This is a genomic window from Micromonospora sp. URMC 107, assembly GCF_051386315.1.
In the GTDB taxonomy this organism is placed as follows: Bacteria; Actinomycetota; Actinomycetes; order Mycobacteriales; family Micromonosporaceae; genus Micromonospora.
Genome location: NZ_JBPQTK010000114.1, coordinates 1 through 20,062, shown reverse-complemented (window position 1 = coordinate 20,062; position 20,062 = coordinate 1). Strand labels below are relative to the sequence as shown.

The 20,062-nt window shown below is 76.7% G+C and carries 7 protein-coding genes; all 7 read left to right on the top strand.

The window, feature by feature from the left end:
- On the top strand, positions 1-2,829 hold a 2,829-nt coding region (locus tag ACSNN9_RS22285), incomplete at its 5' end, for an amino acid adenylation domain-containing protein (RefSeq protein ID WP_436675207.1).
- On the top strand, positions 2,826-7,274 hold the full coding sequence (locus tag ACSNN9_RS22280; protein WP_436675206.1) for an SDR family NAD(P)-dependent oxidoreductase: 4,449 nt from the start codon (positions 2,826-2,828) through the stop codon (positions 7,272-7,274). The genes ACSNN9_RS22285 and ACSNN9_RS22280, both read left to right, overlap by 4 nt.
- Entirely contained in the window at positions 7,271-13,555 is a 6,285-nt protein-coding gene (locus ACSNN9_RS22275) for an amino acid adenylation domain-containing protein (RefSeq protein WP_436675205.1), read from the top strand. Before ACSNN9_RS22280 ends, ACSNN9_RS22275 begins: the two co-directional genes overlap by 4 nt.
- Positions 13,552-16,476, top strand: coding sequence for an AMP-binding protein (locus ACSNN9_RS22270; protein ID WP_436675204.1), 2,925 nt, complete (start codon positions 13,552-13,554; stop codon positions 16,474-16,476). The genes ACSNN9_RS22275 and ACSNN9_RS22270 overlap by 4 nt, the downstream gene beginning before the upstream one ends.
- Positions 16,477-16,481: 5 nt before the next feature.
- Positions 16,482-18,641, top strand: coding sequence for a penicillin acylase family protein (locus ACSNN9_RS22265; protein WP_436675203.1), 2,160 nt, complete (start codon positions 16,482-16,484; stop codon positions 18,639-18,641).
- Positions 18,642-18,681: 40 nt separating this feature from the next.
- Complete coding sequence (locus ACSNN9_RS22260; RefSeq protein ID WP_436675202.1) at positions 18,682-19,842, top strand: pyridoxal-phosphate dependent enzyme; 1,161 nt, start codon at positions 18,682-18,684, stop codon at positions 19,840-19,842.
- Positions 19,843-19,880: 38 nt separating this feature from the next.
- Positions 19,881-20,062: hypothetical protein (locus tag ACSNN9_RS22255; protein ID WP_436675201.1), on the top strand; the 182-nt coding region annotated here is incomplete at its 3' end.

The window sequence follows — 20,062 nt, the reverse complement described above, 5'->3', positions numbered from 1 at the left end:
GCGTCCCTGGCCGACTGGCCGCTCGGCGGCGCGAGCGTCGTGGACGCCGGCGGACGCGGGCCGCTGCTGCGGCTCGGCCCGAGCCGGCTGCGCGAGGAGCTGTCCCCGACGGCCGGCTCGGCCGTGGCCCTCGACGCCGACGACGCCGAGGGCGCCCGGGTGCGCTACCAGCAGGTCGCGGCCGACGAGTGGTCCGTCACCGTCCGGCTGCCGGCGCTGGTCGCCGACGTGGTCACCGCCCGGGCCCTGCAGGACGCCATCGTCGCGCGGCTGCTTGGCGAGCCGAGCACCCCACCGGCCGTCGAGCCGTGCCTGAAGTACATGAACTGGCAGCGGATGCTCGTCGAACGGGCACCGCGGCCGGTCCCGGTCGAGGGACCCGCCGACGCCCGGCTGCTCGTGGCGCGCACGACGACCGGACCGGCCACCCCCGAGTGGGTCACCCGGGACCTGTCGCCCGCCGCCGTCGCGTCGGCGCACGCCCTGGCCGCCCGGCACGGGGTGGACGTGGACGCCGTGCTCCTCGCCGCCTGGCGGCTCCTGGCCGAGGCGTACACCGGCACGCCGGGCCTGCCGCTGGCGGTGGCCGTCGACGGCCGCCACCCGCCCGTGCCGGCCGACCTGCTCGGCCACGCCACGCCCTGGCGCGTGTGGGCCGGCGACCGGGCCGGTGCACTGGCCGGCACCGCGACGGCGGCAGGGCGTTGGCTGCGCCACGCGGCGGGCGGGCCCGCCTGGCCGCCCACCGTCCGGCCGGGCATCGGCTTCGCGGCCAGCCCCGCCGAGCGCCGGGTGACCCGCGCGGGCCTCGACGTCGTCGTCGCCGTGCCGGTGCCGGAGCCGGTCGGCGCCACCCTCACCCTGGTCGCCGGGATCGGCGCCGACACCGGCCAGCTCGGCCTGTGGTTCGACGACAGCCGGGTCTTCGGCGACGACGCCCTCGCCATGCTGGCCGCGGTCGAGTCGGTGCTGTGCGGGACGGACCCCGGCCACCCGGTCGCCGAGGCCCCGGAGCGGACGCCGGAGCGGTTCTGGGACCGGATCAGCGCGCACGCCCGGCGTACGCCGGACGCGATGGCCCTGACCGACGGCGTCGCACACGTCACCTACGCCGACCTCCTCCGGCGGGTCGACACCGTCGCGGCCCACCTGCACCGGGCGGGCGTGCGGCCGGACAGCCGCGTCGGCATCCTGGCCACCGAGTCGCCGCGCACCGTGCTGGCCATGCTGGGCGTGCTGCGCTGCGGCGGCGCCTACGTGCCGCTGAACCCGGCACTGCCCGGCCGGCGGCTGGCCGGCATGGTCCGGCAGGCGGGGGTGGAGCTGCTGCTGACCGGCGACGACGTCGACCACCAGGAGGTTCCGGGCCGTCGCCTCGCCCTGGCCGACGTCGAGCAGCCGGGCGTGCCGGCGGCCCCGGCGGACCCGGCGACCGGCGACGACCTCGCCTACGTGCTGTTCACCTCCGGCTCCACGGGCGCGCCGAAGGGCGTGATGGTCACCCGGGCGGGCCTGGACTCCTATCTCGACTTCGCCGCGGCCACCTACCTGCGGGCCGGCGGCGACGTCGTCAGCTTCACCTCGGCCGCCTTCGACCTCACGGTGACCTCGATGCTGGCCCCGCTGGCCGCCGGGCGGACCGTTCGCCTGGTCGCGCCGCACCGCCCGCTGGACGAGACGGCCTCGGCGCTCGCCTCCGGTGACGTGGCGATGCTCAAACTCACCCCCTCGCACCTGACGCTGCTGACCCGGCTGCTGCCGGCGGGCACCCGCGTCGGCGCGGTGGTCGTCGGCGGCGAGGAACTCACCGTCGACGTGGCGGAGGCCTGGCGGGACCGGCACCCCGAATGCGCGATCTTCAACGAGTACGGGCCGACGGAGACCGTCGTGGGCTGCACCGTGTGGCGCTACGACGGCTCCGAGCGGGGCCTGTCCGGCGTGCCGATCGGCCACCCGCTGCCCGGCGTCCGGATCCACGTCCTCGACGAGCACCTGCGGCCGGTGCCCGACCTCGCCGCCGGGCAGATCGCGATCGGCGGGGTGGGCGTCGCCCGTGGCTACGCGGGCGCGCCCCGCGAGACCGCGCAACGGTTCGTGCCCGACCCGTTCGGGCCTCCCGGGTCGCGGATGTACCTCTCCGGTGACGTCGGCGTGCGCAGCGCCGGGCACGGGCTGCGGTACGCCGGGCGGCGCGACGGCCAGATCTCGCTGCACGGCTTCCGCATCGAACCGGGAGAGGTCGAGGCGGCGCTGCGCGCCGCCGGCGCCACCGACGCCGCGGTGCGCCTGACCACCGTCGCCGGGGACGCCGCGCTCGCCGCCTACGTCGTCACCGGCGACGCCGAGCACGGCCGGCTGCGCAGCCGGCTGGCCGAACTCCTGCCCGACTACATGCTCCCGCGTCACGTCGTCCGGCTGCCCGCGCTGCCCCTGACGGTCAACGGCAAGGTCGACGACGCGGCCCTGCGGAGGCTGCCGCTGGTCGACGCGCCGGTCCCCGCCGGCGGGCCGGACGGTCCGGCCACGCCCGGGGAGGCCGCCGTGCGCGCGGTCTGGGCCGAGGTGCTCCAGCTGCCCGAACCGCCGCTCGACGTGCGCTTCTTCGACCTCGGGGGAACGTCGTTCGCGCTGGTCAAGGTGGTCACCCAGTTGCAGGAGGTGTTCGGTCGGGAGATCGCCGTGGCGACCATGTTCGAGCATCCGACGATCCGCGCGATGGCCGCCCACCTGAGCGGCCCGGCCGCGCCCGCGCCCGGCGGCGCCGACCGGGCGGCCCGCCGCCGCGCCGGCACCGAGGAACTGCGCCGCCGCCGGGAGACGCGCCGATGAGCGGGCTCGGGATGGAGATCGCCATCGTCGGGCTGGCCATCCGGTGCCCCGGCGCGTCGACGGAGGCCGAGTTCTGGCACAACCTGATGACCGGGGTCGAGTCGCTGGAGACCTTCCCACCCGACGAGGTCGACCTGCCCGACGCGATGCGCCGCCTGGGCTCCGGCGCGGTGCACGTACCGGCCGGGGGCCTGCTGGCCGGCGCCACCCGCTTCGACGCCGCCCGGTTCGGGTTCTCCGCCCGCGAGGCGCAGGTCACGGACCCGCAGCAGCGCCAGTTCCTCGAGGTGGCCACCGAGGCGTTCGACAACGCCGGCATCGACCCCGCCGGGACCGTGACCGGCGTCTTCGCCGGCGCCTCCTTCCCTTCGTACCTGCTGTCGCACGTGTGGGGCTCCGACGCGCTGGACTCGATCGGCCAGTACCCGCTGGTGGTCGGCAACGACAAGGACCACGTCGCCACCCGCACCGCGTACCACCTGGACACCCGCGGCCCGGCCACCGCCGTCAGCAGCGCCTGCTCGACCTCGCTGGTGGCGGTGCACCTGGCCTGCCAGAGCCTGCTGTCGGGGGAGTGCGACATCGCGCTGGCCGGCGCGTCGGCGGTGGCCTTCCCGCAGCGGCGCGGCTACCACTACGTCGAGGGCGGCATCCTCTCGCCCGACGGGCACTGCCGGCCGTTCTCGGCCGACGCCGCGGGCACCGTGCCCGGCAGCGGCGTCGCGGCCGTCGTCCTCAAGCGCCTGGCGGACGCCGAGCGCGACGGTGACCCGATCCGGGCGGTCATCTGTGCCACCGCCGTCGGCAACGACGGCTCCCAGAAGATGAGCTACGCCGCCCCGGCGGTGCACGGCCAGGCGGCGGTGATCGCCGAGGCGCTCTCCCTGAGCGGGTTGTCGCCGGCCGACATCTCCTACGTGGAGGCGCACGGCACGGGCACCCCGCTCGGCGACCCGATCGAGGTCGCCGGGCTGATGACGGCGATGCCCCGCTCCGCCGACCCGGCCGACCGCTGCTGGCTCGGCTCGGTCAAGGGCAACATCGGCCACCTCGACGTGGCCGCCGGACTGGCGGGCCTGATCAAGACCGTGCTGGCCCTGGAGGCGCAGGCCATCCCCGCCAGCCTGCACGCCGCGCCGGTCAACCCGGCGCTGCGCCTGGACACCGGCCGGTTCGCCGTCGCGGTCGAGACCGTCGACTGGCCCCGCACCGCTCGCCCCCGCTACGCCGGGGTCAGCTCGTTCGGGCTCGGCGGCACGAACGCCCACCTGATCCTGGCCGAGGCCCCCGCCCCCGCACGCCCCCGGCCCGTCGGCGCCGCGCAACCCCGGATCCTGCCGCTCTCCGCCGGCAGCCACGCCGCGCTCGCCGAGCTGCGTACCCGGCTGGCCCGGCACCTCGCCCGCGACGCCGCGGTGGACGTCGACGCCCTGGCCGCCACCCTGCAGGCCCGCCCGCAGTGGGGCGTCCGCCACGCCGTCGTGGCCACCACCCTCGACGAGGTACGCGCCGAACTGGCCGCCGACGCCGGCCGGGTCGCCTCCGCGTCGCCCCGGGTCGCGTTCTGCTTCACCGGGGCCGCCCGCTACCCGGCCGAGGCGGTCCGCCAGCTGCTCGTCGAGCCGGCGTTCCGCGCCGCGTACGACGAGGTCGCCGCCGCGTTCGCCGCGACCGGTCACCCGCTGCTCGGCCCGGACGAGGCCGCCGGGGTCGACGAGGACCGCCTCGAACGGCCCACCGTGTCCCTGCCCCTGCTGTTCGCCCTGCAGTCCGCGACCGTCGCGCTGCTGCGCGCCCACGGCGTGACCCCCGCGGCGATCGGTGGGCACAGCGTGGGCGAGTACGCCGCCGCCTGCGCCGCCGGGGTGCTGACCGTGCCCCAGGCGGCACGGATGATCCGGCGCCGCTCGGAGCTGTTCGAGGCGGCCCCGCCCGGCCGGATGGTCTCCGTCGACGTCGGCCCGGACGAGGCCGAGCGCCTCGCCCGCGACTTCGACGTCTGCGTCGCGGTGGTCAACTCGGCCGGCAACTGCGTGCTCTCCGGCGAGGAGAAGCCCATCGAGCGCCTCGCCGACCACCTGAGCGCCACCGGCGTGCGGGCACGGCGCGTGCGGGTCGCCACCGCCGCCCATTCCCGGCAGGTCGACGACGCCGCCGCCCGGCTGACCGAGTTCGCCCGCGACCTCACCGTCGCCGAACCCACCGTCGCCTACTTCTCGGCCACCACCGGCCGCCCCGTACGCCCGGGCGAGGTGACGCAGCCGTCGTACTGGGGACGGCACATGCGCGAGACCGTGCGCTTCGCCGACATGGCCCGGGCCATGTGCGAGGGGGCCGACGTCGTGCTGGAGATCGGACCGGCCGGCACGCTGACGCCGTACCTGCGGGCCGACGCGCTCGTCGACCCGGAGGCGGTGCACAGCTGCGTCCCGCACCACCGGGACCCCACCCCGGCGGTCGAGACGTTCGTCCGCCTGCTCGGGCGGCTGTGGGAGCACGGCGTGCCGGTGCGCCGGCCGGTCGCCGCGCCGGCCGGTGGGCGACGCCCCGCCCTGCCGCCCACCCCGTTCTCCGGCGAGGAACACGTCCTGCCCGCGGCCGCTCCCGCCCCCGCCCCGACGGCCCGCACCGGGTCGATCGCGTACGCGCCCCGCTGGGAACGGCAGCCCGACCCGGTGCGCCCGGTCGCACCGGCGACCGGCACCTGGGTCGTCCTCGACGACGGCTCACCGCTCGCCGCCCGTACCGCCGAGGTGCTCGCCGGCCGCGGGGCGCGGGTACGCCGAGTCGGCCTGGACGAGGAGACCGACTGGCGGACGGCGCTCCCGGCGGCCGACCTGTCCGGGGTCGTCTACTTCTGGGCGTCCGCCACCGCGCACCCCGCCGACGGGCGGCCCCACCCCGAGCGGGACCGCGTCGAGCTGGCCTTCGCCCGCCCGATGGAGGTCGCCGTCGAACTCGGCGCCCGTGAGCCCCGCGGCGCGACCGGGCCGCTGCGGCTGGTCGCCGTCCTGCGCGACCTGGCCGACGTCACCGGCGCCGAGCGTGCCGACGCCCACGCCGCCCTCGCGGTCGGTCCGGTCGTGGTCGCCGGCCGCGAGTACGCCCACCTGTCCACCCTGGTCCTCGACGTGCCCGCCGACGCCGGTCCGGAGACCGCCGAGGCGGTGGTCGCCGAGCTCCTGTGCGCCGACGGCGACGCCGCCGACCGGGAGGAGGTGGTGGCCCTGCGCGGCCGGCACCGCTGGCTGCGCCGGTGGCACCCGGTCCCGCTCCCCGCCGCCGGCGAGGCGGACCTCGACGGGGCGGTGCTCATCACCGGCGGCTTCGGCGGCATCGGGCTGGCCGTGGCCGAGGAGATGGTGGCCCGAGGGGTGCGGCACGTCGCCCTGCTCGGCCGCCGGGGCATGCCCGACTCGGCGCCCGTGCGGGCCGCCGTGGAACGGATGCGGGCGCAGGGCGCGCAGGTGCTGCCCCTGGCCGCCGACGTCGCCGACGAGACGGCACTGCGGCAGGCCGTGGAACGCGCCGGCACGCTGGGCGCTCCGCTGCGGACGGTCGTGCACGCGGCCGGCGTGCCGGCCGGCGGCCTGATGAGCCTGCGCCGGCGCGACGACTGGGCCGCCGTCCTGGCCCCCAAGGTCCACGGCACGCCCGCCCTGGCCCGGGCGCTGCGCGGCGTCCCGGTGCGCCAGGTCCTGCTCTGTTCCGCGCTCGACGCGGTCCTCGGCACGCTGGGCCAGGTCGACCACGCCGCCGCCAACGCCTTCCTCGACGTGGTGCCCCGCGCGGACTGGTTCGGCGACGCCCGGGTGACCACCGTCGACTGGGGAGCGTGGCGGGAGGTCGGCCAGGCCGCCGACCTGGGCCGCATGGGCGCCCTGGCCGACTGGCGCCGGTCCATGCTGGAGCACGCCCTGCACCCGCGCGAGGCGGCCCCGGCGGCCCTGTCCGCGCTGGCGGCGGGCTGGCCCGTCCTGGCCGTCACGGCCGCCGACCCGGCGCTGCTGCTGCGGCAGGCCCGCGCCACCGACGTGGTGTCGCTGACGTCGGCGTCGCCGGAGCCGACGCCGACGACGCGCCGCCGCCGGCCGCTGCCCGCGCACACCTACCGTGCGCCCGACGACCCGGTCTCCGTCGCGGTCGCCGGGATCTGGGCCGACGTGCTCGGCCTGGCCGAGGTCGGCGTGGACGACGACTACTTCGCCCTGGGCGGCAACTCGCTGCTGGCCATGCAACTGGTGGCCCGGCTGCGGCGGATCTTCTCCTTCCCGATGCCGCTGAGCGCGATCATCGAGCGCCCCACGGTCGACGCGCAGGCGCACTGGCTGCGGGAGTCGCTGGAGACCTACCTGGACTCGCTCTCCGACGAGGAGGTGGAGCGCCAGCTGGCCGCGTTGGACGCCGCCGCAGGGCCGGCCCGAGACGAACCGAGGACCGCATGAGCGACGCATCCGTGGACCAACGGCGGGCCGAACTGCGCCGCAAGCTGCTGGGCTCGCTCGGCGCCCGCGCCGAGCACGCGGCACCGGCGCCGCCGGCGGTCCGCCCGGCCGACCCCGCCGAGCAGAGCGCGCCGTTTCCCATGCTCGACCTGCAACGGGCGTACTGGCTGGGCCGGGCGGTCGACGGCGTGGCCTGCCACGGCTACCTCGAACTCGACGTCGAGGACCTCGACGTGGACCGGTTCACCGGCGCGTTCCAGCAGCTGATCCGCCGGCACCCGGCGCTGCGGTCGGTCTTCGACGGCGACGGCCGGCAGCGCTGCCTGCCCGCCGAGGAGCTGCGCCACGAGATCCCCCTCGTCGACCTGCGCCAGGCCGCCGACCGGGAGGCGACACTGGAGCGGATCCGCCGCGAGATGTCACACCAGCTGCTACCGGCCGACCGGTGGCCGCTGTTCGACGTGCGGGTCACCCGCACCTCCGAGCGCCGCTGGCGGATCAACCTCAGCGTCGACATCCTGATCGCCGACGCGCAGAGCTTCCAGATCCTCGCCCGGGAACTGCTCACCTGGTACGCCGACCCGGCGGCGGAGCTGCCGCCGATCGACCTGACCTTCCGCGACTACGTGCTGGCCACCCGCTCCGGCGGTGCGGACCTGGCCCGGGCCGAGGCGTACTGGCGCGACCGGGTCCGGGAGCTGCCACCCGCCCCCGACCTGCCCCTCGGCGAGCGGAGCGGACCACCGGCGTTCCGCCGCGTCGAGACGTTCCTGCCCGGCGACACGTGGTCGGCCGTCGTCGCCGCCGGCCGCGCGCGCGGGCTGAGCCCGGCCGCCGTGACGCTCGCCGCGTTCACCGAGGCACTCGGCGTCTGGGCCGCGTCGCCCCGGTTCACCGTCAACCTCACCCAGTTCAACCGCGAACCGGTCCACCCGCACGTCGACCGCGTGGTCGGCTCGTTCACCAACAACACCCTCGTCGACGTCGACCTGGGCACCGGGGCCAGCTTCGCCGAGTTCGGCGCGGCCGTGCAGCGGCGCATGTGGGAGTGCCTGGAGCATCGCGCCCTCAGCGGCGTACGCATCCTGCGGGAGCTGCAACGCGCCCGTGGCGCGGCCGAGATGCCGGTCGTCTTCACCTACGTGCAGTCGGGAGACGACGACTTCCGGACCCGGCTCGGGGCGCTCGGCGAGGTCGTCTACGCCATCTCGCAGACCCCGCAGGTGACGCTGGACTGCCAGGCGTCGGAATCCGGCGACGGCCTCAACCTCTGGTGGGACGCCGACGAGCGGGTGTTCCCGGGGGACTCGTTGGACGAGCTGTTCCGGTGCTTCGTCGACCTGCTGTCCCGCCTCGGGGACGACGACGTGTGGCGGGCGGTCAACCCGGCGGCCAGCCCCGCCGGCGTGGCCACGCTGCGCCGGGGCACCCAGCGCGAGGCGCCGGTGCCCGAGCTGTCGCTGTGGGACCTGTTCGTCCGGTCGGCCGAACGCCGCCCCGACGCCGTCGCCGTCGTCGAGGCCGGGCAGGAGATCACGTACGCGCGACTGCTCGCGGCGAGCCGGGACCTCGCCGCCCGGTTGCGCGGCCAGGACGCCGCGGGGCTCGTCGCGGTGCACGTCGAGCGCGGCTGGCGGCAGGTCGCCGCGCTGCTCGGCGTCCTCGGCGCGGGCTGCGCGTACCTGCCCGTCGACCGGGTGCTGCCGGCCGAGCGGGTCCGCCGGTTGCTGGAACTCGGCGAGGTGCGCCTCGTCGTCGCCGACGGGGACGTCCCGGTCGGGCCGTGGTCGCCGGTGCCGGTCGACGCCGCCCCGTCGGTGGCCGTGGCGCACCCGGGCGGTGTCGGCGCGGGGGAGCCCCGCCTCGCCGGGCCCTCCGGCGGCGACCTCGCGTACGTCATCTTCACCTCCGGCTCGACCGGCGACCCGAAGGGCGTACGACTGCGCCACGACGCGGTGGTCAACACCGTCCTGGACGTCAACGAACGCTTCGGGGTCGACGCGTCGGACCGGGTGCTCGGCCTCTCCTCGGTCGGCTTCGACCTGTCGGTGTGGGACGTGCTGGGCACCCTCGCCGCGGGCGGCACCCTGGTGACCACCGCGCCCGGCCACGCCGCGAAGGACCCCGTCCGGTGGCTCGCCCAGCTGCGCGAGCAGCGGATCAGCGTGTGGAACTCGGTGCCGGCCCTGATGGACCTGCTGGCCACCGAGGCCGAACGGCGCGGCGCCGTCCTGCCCGACCTGCGGCTGGTGCTGCTCAGCGGCGACTGGATCCCGTTGGACCTGCCCGAGCGGATCCGCCGCATCGCGCCCGCCGCGCGGGTAATCAGCCTCGGCGGCGCCACCGAGGCCGCCATCTGGTCGGTCAGCTACGAGGTGGGCGCGGTCGAACCCGGCTGGACCAGCATCCCGTACGGCTTCCCGCTGACCAACCAGACGCTCACCGTGGTGGACTGGGCCGGCCGGGAACGGCCGGTCGGCGCCGTGGGCGAACTCGTCATCGGCGGACGCGGCGTGGCCGACGGCTACTGGAACGCGCCCGCGCTGACCGAGGCGGCGTTTCCCGTCGGCGCCGACGGGCGGGTGTACCGCACCGGCGACCACGTCCGCCGGCACGCCGACGGGATCCTGGAGTTCCTCGGCCGCGTCGACGGCCAGGTGAAGATCCAGGGGCACCGGATCGAACTCGCCGAGATCGACGCCGCGCTGCTGCGTCGCCCCGGCGTCCGCGCCGCCGTCACCGAGGCGGTCGGCCCGCGCGACGGCCACCGCCGCCTGGTCAGCGTCGTCGTGGCCGACGACACGGTCTCCGTGGACGCGCTGCGCGACGACCTCGCCGCGGTCCTGCCGCCGTACATGGTGCCGTCGCGCATCCTGGTCCGCCCGCAGTTGCCCGCCACGCACAACGGCAAGATCGACCGGGCGGCGGTACGTGAGCTGGCCGCCGCCGAGGCCGGGGCGGCGCCGCGGACCCCGGACGACCCCGCGACCGGGCCCACCGGGCCCGGACCCGTCGCACGCCACGTCCTGGACGTCGTCCGTGGACACACCGCGTCGCCGGGCCTCGGGCTGCACGACGACCTGCTCCTGGCCGGCATGGACTCGATCCACATCGTCCGGCTCAGCGGGGCACTCGAACGCGACCTCGACTTCCGGCCGCCGCTGGAGGAGGTGCTGCGGACGCCCACGGCGGCGACGGTGGCCGAGCTGTTCGAGCACGACGTCGTCGTCCGGCTGCGCTCCGGGCAGCGGTTCGGTCGGGCCGGTGTCGAACAGCGGGCGCTGACCGACGCCGCCGAGCGCGAACGGTTCCGGGCCGGGATCGACCGCCGGCCACCGGTGCCGCCGGACGCGGTGCGGATCCCCCTGGCGGGGTTGGCCGTCGACCGCGACGACCCGGTCGGCCGGCTGCTCGCCGTGGCGCTGCCCCGGTTGCGCGACGAGGGGGACAGCCCGCACCGGCCCACCCGCTCCTACCTGACGCCGGGCGGGATCGCCGCCGTCCGGGTCCACCTCTGGCTGCCCGCGCCCGCCGGCCCGCTCGACCGCGGCCTGTACGCCCTCGACCCGGTCGCCGGGGACCTCGTCCGCGTCGCCCCCGACGCGGCCGTCTCCGGTGACGGCTTCGACCCGTTCGTCTACCGGCCGGTCTTCGCCCGCAGCCCGTTCGCGGTCTTCCTCGTCGCCGACCACACCCCCTACCGCACCCTCTACGGCGCGGAGGGCACCCGCTTCGCCGCCATGGAGGCCGGGGCCCTGGCACAGTCCCTCGGCGAGGCCATGCGGCCGGTCGCGCTGCGGGCCGTCCCGTTGGTCGAGTCCGGGCGGCTGGGCGTACCGGGCTGGGGAGACGACGACCAGCAGGTGCTCCAGGCGCTCCTGCTCGACACGACCGCGGACGCGCCGGTCACGCAGGCCCGGGCGGAGCCCACCAGCCGGCCGCTGACCGATTCCGAGCTGCGGCTGTGGATGTACACCCGCCGCCACGGGCCGTCGCCGGCGTACCACATCAGCGCGGTGTTCCGGCTGACCGGACCACTGGACGCCGACCGGTTCGCCGCCGCCCTGCGGCACGTGGTCCGCCGTCACCCGGCGCTGCGCAGCGCGGCCGACGAGTCGCTGCCGCTGCTGCACACCTGGCCCGAGGCGACGCTCGACCTCCGCGTGGTGGACGTCCCGGTGGGCGCGTCCGACGCGGTCGTGGCCCAGATGATCGAGGAGGCGGCCGGGCGGCCGTTCGACATCCTCACGCCGCCGCTGTTCCGGGCGGTGCTGCTGCGCCGCCGCGCCACCGAGCACGTGGCCGTCCTCGTGGTGCACCACCTCGTCGCCGACGACGAGTCCATCCGGATCGTCGGGCACGAGACGCTGTCCACGTACGACGGGCTGGCCGACCCGGACTGGTCGCCGCCGCCCGCGCCGGCCGGTGACGTCGCCGCCGTCGTGGCCCGGCGCGCGCAGCTCGTCCGCGCCGACCCCGACGGGCGCGCCCGGCGGCGGGAGGCCCTGCTGCGGACCGCCGCCGCCGACGACCGCCTCCCGGCCGGGGGCGGCGGCGGCCGACCCTGGGTGGGCGCCAGCCAGACGGTGCTCTTCAGCACCGACGAGCGGGCGGCCTGGGAACGCTCGCGCCGGGAGCTGGGCGTGACCACGCAGGTCCTGGAGCTGGGCCTGCTGGCGCTGGCGGTACGCGCCGCCGGCGGACCGCCGGAGAGCCTCGTCGGGATGCCGGACTTCGGCCGGGACACCGCGGCGGACTGGGACGCCGTCGGCTACTTCGCCACCACCCTGTTGCTGCGCGCCTCGCTGCGCGGCGTCACCACCTTCGGGGAACTGCTCGCCGAGCTGCGCACCGAGTCCGGGCTGGCCCAGGCGGCCAAGCACCTGCAACCGGAGGATCTCGTCGGCGACCGCGCGACGGCCCGGGCCGGCGGATTCGGGCTCTGGCTCGCCACGTACGGCGAGCAGGAGATGCCCCGGCTGCGCGAGCTGAGCGTGGCGCCGGTCCCGGTGGACAACCACGTCGCGCGCCACGACCTGCGCGTCGGGTTCTTCCAGCGGGCCGACGGGCTGGGCCTGCACGTCACGCACCGCCCGGGCGTGCTGGACGCCAGGTTCGTCGACGGCTTCACCGCCGCCCTGACGCGCCTGCACCGGGCCGTGCCCCGGGCCGACCGCACCGTCGAGGCGGTCCTCGACGAGCTGCGCCACGAGTACGGAGGAGCTGCCATGACCGAGCTGAGCGACGCCGACCTGCTCCCGCGTGCCGGCAGCCGCCGGCGCCGGGGCGCGCGCGGCAGGGTCGACCCGGTGGCGCTGAGCCTGCCCGAGCCCGGTGCCGCCCCGCCCCTGCCGGTCTTCGAGGCCCGCCTGCCCGCGGTCGACCTCGCCACCTGGATCGCCTCGACCCGCGACCGGGTGACCGGCCTGCTGCACGAGTACGGCGCGGTCCTCATCCGGGGGATGGCCGGCACGCGGGAGGGCTTCCCGATCGCGGTGCGGCTCGTCGCCGACAGCGAGCTGCTCGACTACTCCAACCGGTCGACGCCGCGCAGCCGGGTCGAGGGCAACGTGTTCACCTCGACGGAGTACCCGGCCGACCAGGTGATCCCGCAGCACGGCGAACAGGCGTACACCACGCGGTGGCCGCTCGTGCTGGGGTTCCGCTGCGAGGTCGCCGCCGCCAGCGGTGGCGAGACGCCGCTGGCCTCGGCCGCCGCCGTGCTGTCCGCCCTGCCCGGGGAGCTCGCGGCCCGCTTCGCCGAGCAGGGCGTCCTGTACGAACGGTGGTACCACCCGCACCTCGACCTGCCGTGGAGCGAGGTGTTCCAGACCGACGACCGCGACGAGGCCGAGGCGGCCGCGGCGGCGGCCGGCATCGAGACGGCGTGGTTCGACGGCGGCGTGCTGCGCACCCGCCAGCGGGCACAGGGCGTCGTCACCCATCCGGTCACCGGGCAGCGACTGTGGTTCAACCAGGCCCAGCTGTTCCACCCGGCCGCCCTGCCCGCGGCCATGCGCGCCGAGCTGCACCGTAGCTTCGGCGACCGGCTGCCCCGCAACGCCTACTTCGGCGACGGGCAGCCGATCCCCGACGCCGACCTCGCCCACGTGCAGCGGGCCTTCGCCGCGCACACGTGGCGGTTCCCGTGGCGGGAGGACGACGTGCTGCTGGTCGACAACCTCGCCATGACGCACGGCCGCGACAGCTTCCAGGGGCCGCGCCGGGTGCTGGTCGCCATGGCCGGTGTGGGGGAGCAGCCGACGGGAGGGACCCGATGACCCGCGAGTTCGACCTGCACCCCCTGGCGCCCGCGCAGTGGGCACTGTGGGCCGCCCTCGGCGAGACCCTGCTCGGCGGCGGCGTCGACGTCGAGCTGACGCTGCCGGGGACGCCCCCGCCCGACGCCGACGAGGTCGTCCGCGACCTGCTGTGGCGGCACGAGGCCCTCGCCACCACCCTCGAGATCGTGCCGGGCGTGCTGCTGCCGGTGCAGCGCATCGCCGATGACGACGCCGCCCCCGACGCCACGGTGACCACCGGTTCGCGGGGCGTGACAGTCCGGTTCCGGGTGCCGACCGCGACCGTCGACAGCCGGTCCCTCTGCCTGCTGGCCGAACAGCTCGACGCCGCCCTGCACGGCCGCCCGGCCGAGGAGGCCGAGCTGGGCTGGTTCGACGTGCACGACTGGAACGAGCGCCGGGTCACCCGCCGCGAAGCCTCCACCGCCGTCCCGGAACGGATGCGCGAGCGCGGCGGCCCGGTCGGGCGCGCGTACCAGCGGGCCGAGCTGCCGGCCGAGACCGTCGACGCCCTGCGGGCCGCGGCGACGGCCCTCGACGCAGCACCGGACGACGTGCTCGCCGCCGCGCTCGGCGTGCTCGCCGGGCACCACCCCGACGTGCGGCCCGGCGTCGGCCGGGTGCTCGGCGGCCGGCCCCTCCCGCAGCTCGCCACCGTCGTGGGCCGCCTCGACCTGCTCGTCCCCGTCGAGGTCGCCGCCGACGCCGAGGACGCCCGGTCGCTGGTCGAGCGCGTGCGCGCCGCCCGCGACGCGGCGCAGCAGCTCCTCGACGACGACCCCTTCCTCGTCGCCCGCGACCAGGTCGCCGCCGCGGTCGACCCCCGACCCTGGTACGGCGTCAGCGTCGCGCCCTCCGAGGAGCTGCGCACCCGCCTGCCCGGCGCCCGCATCACGACCGTCGGCGACGACCCCGGCCCGTGCTCCGTGCTGCTCACCGTCGAGACGGACCGCGTCGAGCTGCGCCACGAGACGGGGCTCTTCTCCGGCGCGCAGCTGCGCTGGTGGGACCTGCGGTTGCGGGCGGCGCTGCGGGCGCTCGCCGCCGGCGACCCCCGCCCGCCGACGACCTGGCAGCTGGTCGGACCGGAAGAGCAGGAGTGGATCGGGGCCGCGCTGCGCGGCGCCCGTGGCACCGCACCGGTCGAGGACACCGTCGTGCACCGGATCCGCCGGACGGCCGACGAGCGACCGGACGCGGTCGCGGTCGTCGACGGCGACCGCAGCCTCACGTACGCCGAGCTGGTGCGCGCGGCCGACGGGCTGGCCGGCCGGCTGACCACCGCGACCCCGGACGGCCTGACCGGCCTGGCCGCCGGCCGGCTGAGCACCTGGATCGTCGGGGCGCTCGGCATCATGACCGCCGGCCACGGTTTCCTGCCGCTCGACGGGCGCATGCCCCCGCACCGCCGGGACCGGCTGCTGCGCCTGGCGGGCGGCCCGGACGTGCTGGGCGACGCCGACCTCACGCCGCAACCGGCCGGGCCGTCCGCGCCGAACCGGGCGCTGCCGTCCGCGCTCGCCTACGCCATCGCCACCTCCGGGTCGACGGGCGAGCCGAAGCTCGTCGGCGTCGAGCACCGCAACCTCTGCGCGTACGCCGAGTCGATCGCGGCGGTGCTGCCGATGCCCCCCGGCACCCGGGTGGCCAGCCCGGCGGCGCCCACCGCCGACCTGGGATACACCACCGTCTTCCCCGCCCTCGCGCAGGGCGCCACGATCGTGGCCGTTCCCGAGGCCGCCCAGCTCGACCCCGTCGCGTTCGCGGACACGGTGGCCGGGCAGCGGGTCGACGTCCTGAAGATCACCCCGACGCACCTGGAGGCGCTGTTGGTCGGCGACATCCGGTGCCTGCCGAGGCGCACCCTCGTGCTCGGCGGCGAGGTGGCCTCGGCGGAGCTGCTGCGGCGCATCCGCGACCAGCGGCCGGACCTGACGGTCCTCAACCACTACGGCCCGACCGAGACCACCGTCGGCGTCTTCGCCGCCGGCCAGCCGGCGGCCACCCTCGGCGACGCGCTGCCCGTCGGCCGGCCGCTGCCGCACACCGTCGCCCGCGTCGTCACCGCGCACGGACCCGCTGCCGTCGGCGCCCCCGGCGAGCTGCGGGTCTCCGGGGCGCACGTCGCGCGCGGCTACCTGGGCGACCCACGGCTCACCGCCGACCGGTTCCGCCCGGTCGCCGGCGGGGGCCGGGAGTACCGCACCGGTGACCTGGTGGCGCTGGGTCCCGACGGCCTGGTCCGCTTCCGGGGCCGGCTGGACGACCAGGTGAAGATCCGGGGACACCGGGTCGAGCCGCGGGAGGTCGAGCGGGAGCTGGCCGCCCACCCGGCGGTCCGCCAGGCGGCCGTCGTGGTCGACGCGGCGGGCGGCCGGGCGCGCCTGCTGGCGTTCGCGGTGGCCTCGGCCGGCGTGGCCGACCTGCGGGAGCACCTCACCGCCCGGCTGCCCGAGGCGTGGCTGCCGGCGGTGGTCCAGGTGGTCGACCGGATCCCGCTGGCGGCCAACGGGAAGGTGGACCGGGCGGCCCTCGTCCGGGTCGCGGCCGGACCCGCGCTCGGCACGGCGCCACCCCGGCACGACCTGGACCGGGTGCTCGTGGCGATCTGGTCGGAGCTGATCGGCGTCCCCACGCTCGGTGTCGACGCGAACGTCTTCGAGAGCGGCGGTCACTCGCTCACCGTCACGCAGGTCGCCTCCCGGCTGCGCGAGTACCTCGACGCGGACGTCACCATCGACCTCTTCTTCGCCCATCCCACCATCGCCGGGTGCAGCGACGTCCTGCTGGCCCGCCCGGACGCGGCGGACATCCGCCGCCGGGCGGCCATCGTGGTGCAGGTCCTGGAGATGTCCGACGACGAGGCCGCCGCCATCGCCGGCGAGCCGGACGGGCGGTGACGACGATGACGCCGGAGACCTACCCGTCGCGGCAGCTGTCCGGCCGGATCTCGGTCGCCGGCTTCGACGCCCCGGTCGAGATCCGCACCGACGCGGCGGGGGTGCCGACGGTCGTCGCGCGCAGCCGCGCCGACCTGTACCGCGCCCAGGGCTTCCTGCACAGCGCCGAGCGCGGCTGGCAGATGGACCTCGACGCGCGGACCGCGCTGGGGCGCCTCGCCGAACTGCTCGGCCCGGGCGCGCTCCTGTCGGACGCCCTCTTCACCCGCCTCGGGGTGGCCGACCTCGCGCAGGCGGTGGTCGACCGCGCCCCGGCCGACGTCCGGCAGGTGTTCGACTGGTACGCCGAGGGCACCCGCGCCGGCCGGGCCGTGGTCCCGCTGACCGCGGAGCACCGCTTCCTCGGCACCCAGCCGCCGGAGCTGGACGGCCCGCAGGCGCACCTGCGAGCGGCGGCGATGATGGTGGCGCTGGGCTTCGCCCTCCAGCACGACTGGCTGCTCGACCTGGTCCGCGCGGCGGTCGAGGCGGCGCCGGTCGTCGACGACGGGCCGACCCCGGCCCGGCTGCTCGCCGCGATCGGCCGGCAGACCGGCGGGCTGCTCGCGTCGGCCGGCTGGGGATCGAACGCCTGGGCGGTGCCCCGCCCCGACGCCGCGCCGCTGCTCTGCGGCGACCCGCACCTGGACGCGCGGCTGCCCGGCCACTGGTATCCGGTGCGGCTGTGCGGGCCGGACGGCGATGTCGTCGGGGCCACCCGTCCCGGCCTGCCGGACGTCTTCTTCGGCCACAACGGGCACGTCGGCTGGGCCACCACCTTCGCGCCCGCGCTGACCACCCGCATCGTCGTCGAGCGACTCTCGCCCGACGGCGGCACCGTGCAGCGCGCTGGCGGTCCGGTGCCGGTGACCCGCGAGCGGCGGCCCGTCGAGGTACGCGGCTTCGGCACCGACACCGTCGTCTGCGCCCGCACCGAGCACGGCCGCCTGCTCGGGCTGGACGTGCCGAGCCCCGACGGCCGGTGGACCTACGACCTCGCCGTCGACTCGGCCGCCTGGGCCGAGCCGTACTCGCAGCCCGTGCTGGCCGCCGCGGCGGGCGCCAAGACGGTGGACGACCTGTGCGCCGCGCTGGGCGGCTGGCGGTCGGTGCCGCAGTCGGTCGTCTGCGCCGACACCTCCGGCACGGTCGCGGTGGTGCAGACCGGCGTCCGCCTCGCCGACGCGGCGGGCGGGCCGCTGCGCGGCTGGCGCGTCGCCGAGGCCGAGGCGCTCATCAGCGAGGACCGGTTCCACGTCAGCCGCGCCGACGGCGCGGTGGTCGCGGCCAACGACCGCTGCGGCGACCCGACCGAGCCCGGCCACTGGGAGGTGCCGCTGCGGGCCGACCGCATCCGGGCGCTGCTCGCCGCCGGCCCCGCCGACCGGGCGCGGATGGCCGGAATCCAGCTCGACGTCCGCTCCGCGCTGGCCGACGAGATCCTCGACGACCTGCTCGCCCGGCTCGCCGACGCCGACGTCGGGGAGGAGCCGACGCTGGGCGCGCTGCGCGAGTGGGACCGGTTCGTCCACCCCGACGCCGCCGAACCGCTGATCTTCGCGTACTGGCTGATGGAGCTGGCCCGCGCGGCGGTGGAGCCGGCCGGACCGGAGGTCGCCGAGCTGTTCGTGACGAGCAAGGCGTGGCTGACCGAATGGGGCTGGCAGCTCGTCGCCGCCCACGCCCGGGGCTGCCCGCCCCACGACCTGGCCGCCTGCCTCGACCGGTCGCTGGCGGCGATCCGCGCCGCGCAGGGCGAGGACCCACGCACCTGGGAGTGGGGCAGGCGGCACCGCGTCGCCGCCGAGCACGGGCTGTCCCGGCTGCTGCCGCCCGGCCTGCTGCCCGAGCCGGAGCCGATGCCGGGCGCGGACGACACCGTGTGCCGGGGCGACTTCGCCGCGCCGCCGCGCGCGAGCGTCTCGTTCCGCCTGATCGTCGACCTCGCCACGCCCGACGCCTCGCTCTGGGCGTTCCCGTGCGGAGTCTCCGGGGTGGTCGGCGCCCCGCACTTCCTCGACCAGGTCCCACTGTGGCGGGACGGCCGCTACCACCCCCTGCCGTGGACGGAACCGGCCCTGCGGCGGCAGACCGTCGCCGAACTCCTCCTGAGCCCGGGCAGCTGACCCCCGTCCTCCCGCACCCACCGCAGAAAGGCGCCCTCCTGTGATCGCCAAGACCGTCTTCAACCTCTACCACCAGTTCCCCGACCGGGTGCTCGACCCGGTTACCGGGGCGCCGGTGAGCCTGGACCGGCTCGTCGAGGTGCTGCCGCCGTCGCTGGCCGCGATGGAGCTGGACACCCGGGCGGAACTGCCCGTACCGGAGGACCTGCGGGAGGTCTTCGCCGAGTACCGGCCGACGCCGATCTTCGAGGCGCGCCGCTTCGCGGAGGCGATCGGCGGGGGCAGCCGGATCCTCGTCAAGGACGAGGGCCGCACCGCCTCCGGCAACCACAAGATGAACAGCGCGCTGTGGATCGCGTACCACTGCGCCCGGGACGGGGTGCGCACCATCACGACCGAGACCACCGGCAACTGGGGGCTCGCGCTGGCCCTGGCCGGGCAGCGGTTCGGCGTCCACGTGGTGTGCTTCCTGGACAAGCGCAGCGCGGACGCGCGCCCGGACCGGGAGGAGCTGATGCGCCGCGCCGGGGCCGAGGTGATCGTGGTCGGCGGGGACGACGACGAGTACGACCCGCTGGTCCTGTCGGCCAACGAGGCGGTGACCTACACCAGGCAGCGCGGCGACTCGGCGTACATCTTCGGCAGCGTCTACAACTACTTCATCCTGCCGCAGACCATGACCGGGGTGGAGGCCCGCGCCGAACTCGGCGACGAGCAGCCGGACGTGGTCGTCGGCAGCTGCGGTGGGGGCGCGAACCTGCTGGGCATCGCCGCGCCGTACCTGGCCGCCCGCGTCGACGGGACCGCCGACACCGAGGTGCTGTGCGCCGAGTCGGAACTCTGCCCGATCGTCAGCAAGGGCGTCCTCGGCCACTACTCCATCGACGAGCAGGACCACTACCCGAAGCTGGTCACCTACGGCCTGGAGCGGCTGCTCGGCTCGGCGTACATCGGCGGGCTCGGCTCGACCATCGTGGCCGCCCCGGTCGCCGCCTTCCACCAGGCCGGTGCGCTGCGCACCGCGCAGTTCAGCGCCGACGAGGCCGCCCGGGCCGCCCAGCTGTTCGAGCGCACCGAGGGCCGGCGCGTCGCGCTGGAGACCGGCTACCAGCTCGCGGGCGTGATCCAGGAGGCCCGGCGACGGCCCGGCGGCCGCATCCTCGTCAACGTCAGCTCGGTCGACCGGTCCTCCTTCGCCTGACCCCCGGCCCGTCCACCCACGCACCCTGAGGATCCGCCGTGCTGAACTCCGCCAACCGCGCCGCCGCCCTGCGCAAGCTGCTCGCCGCCGAGGGCTACACCCAGCCCCGCCGCATCGTCCCCGGCAGCGGCGACGGGACGCCCTCGTTCGCGCAGGAGCGGTTGTGGTTGGTGGATCAGTTGGGTGGGTCGGCGGCTTACAACATTCCGCATGCGTTGCG

What these genes read in the sequence shown, in the direction of transcription:
- ACSNN9_RS22270 (WP_436675204.1), top strand. Translation starts at nt 13,552, where the DNA reads ATGACCCGCGAGTTCGACCTGCACCCCCTGGCGCCCGCGCAGTGGGCA.
- ACSNN9_RS22280 (WP_436675206.1), top strand. Translation starts at nt 2,826, where the DNA reads ATGAGCGGGCTCGGGATGGAGATCGCCATCGTCGGGCTGGCCATCCGG.
- ACSNN9_RS22275 (WP_436675205.1), top strand. Translation starts at nt 7,271, where the DNA reads ATGAGCGACGCATCCGTGGACCAACGGCGGGCCGAACTGCGCCGCAAG.
- ACSNN9_RS22265 (WP_436675203.1), top strand. Translation starts at nt 16,482, where the DNA reads ATGACGCCGGAGACCTACCCGTCGCGGCAGCTGTCCGGCCGGATCTCG.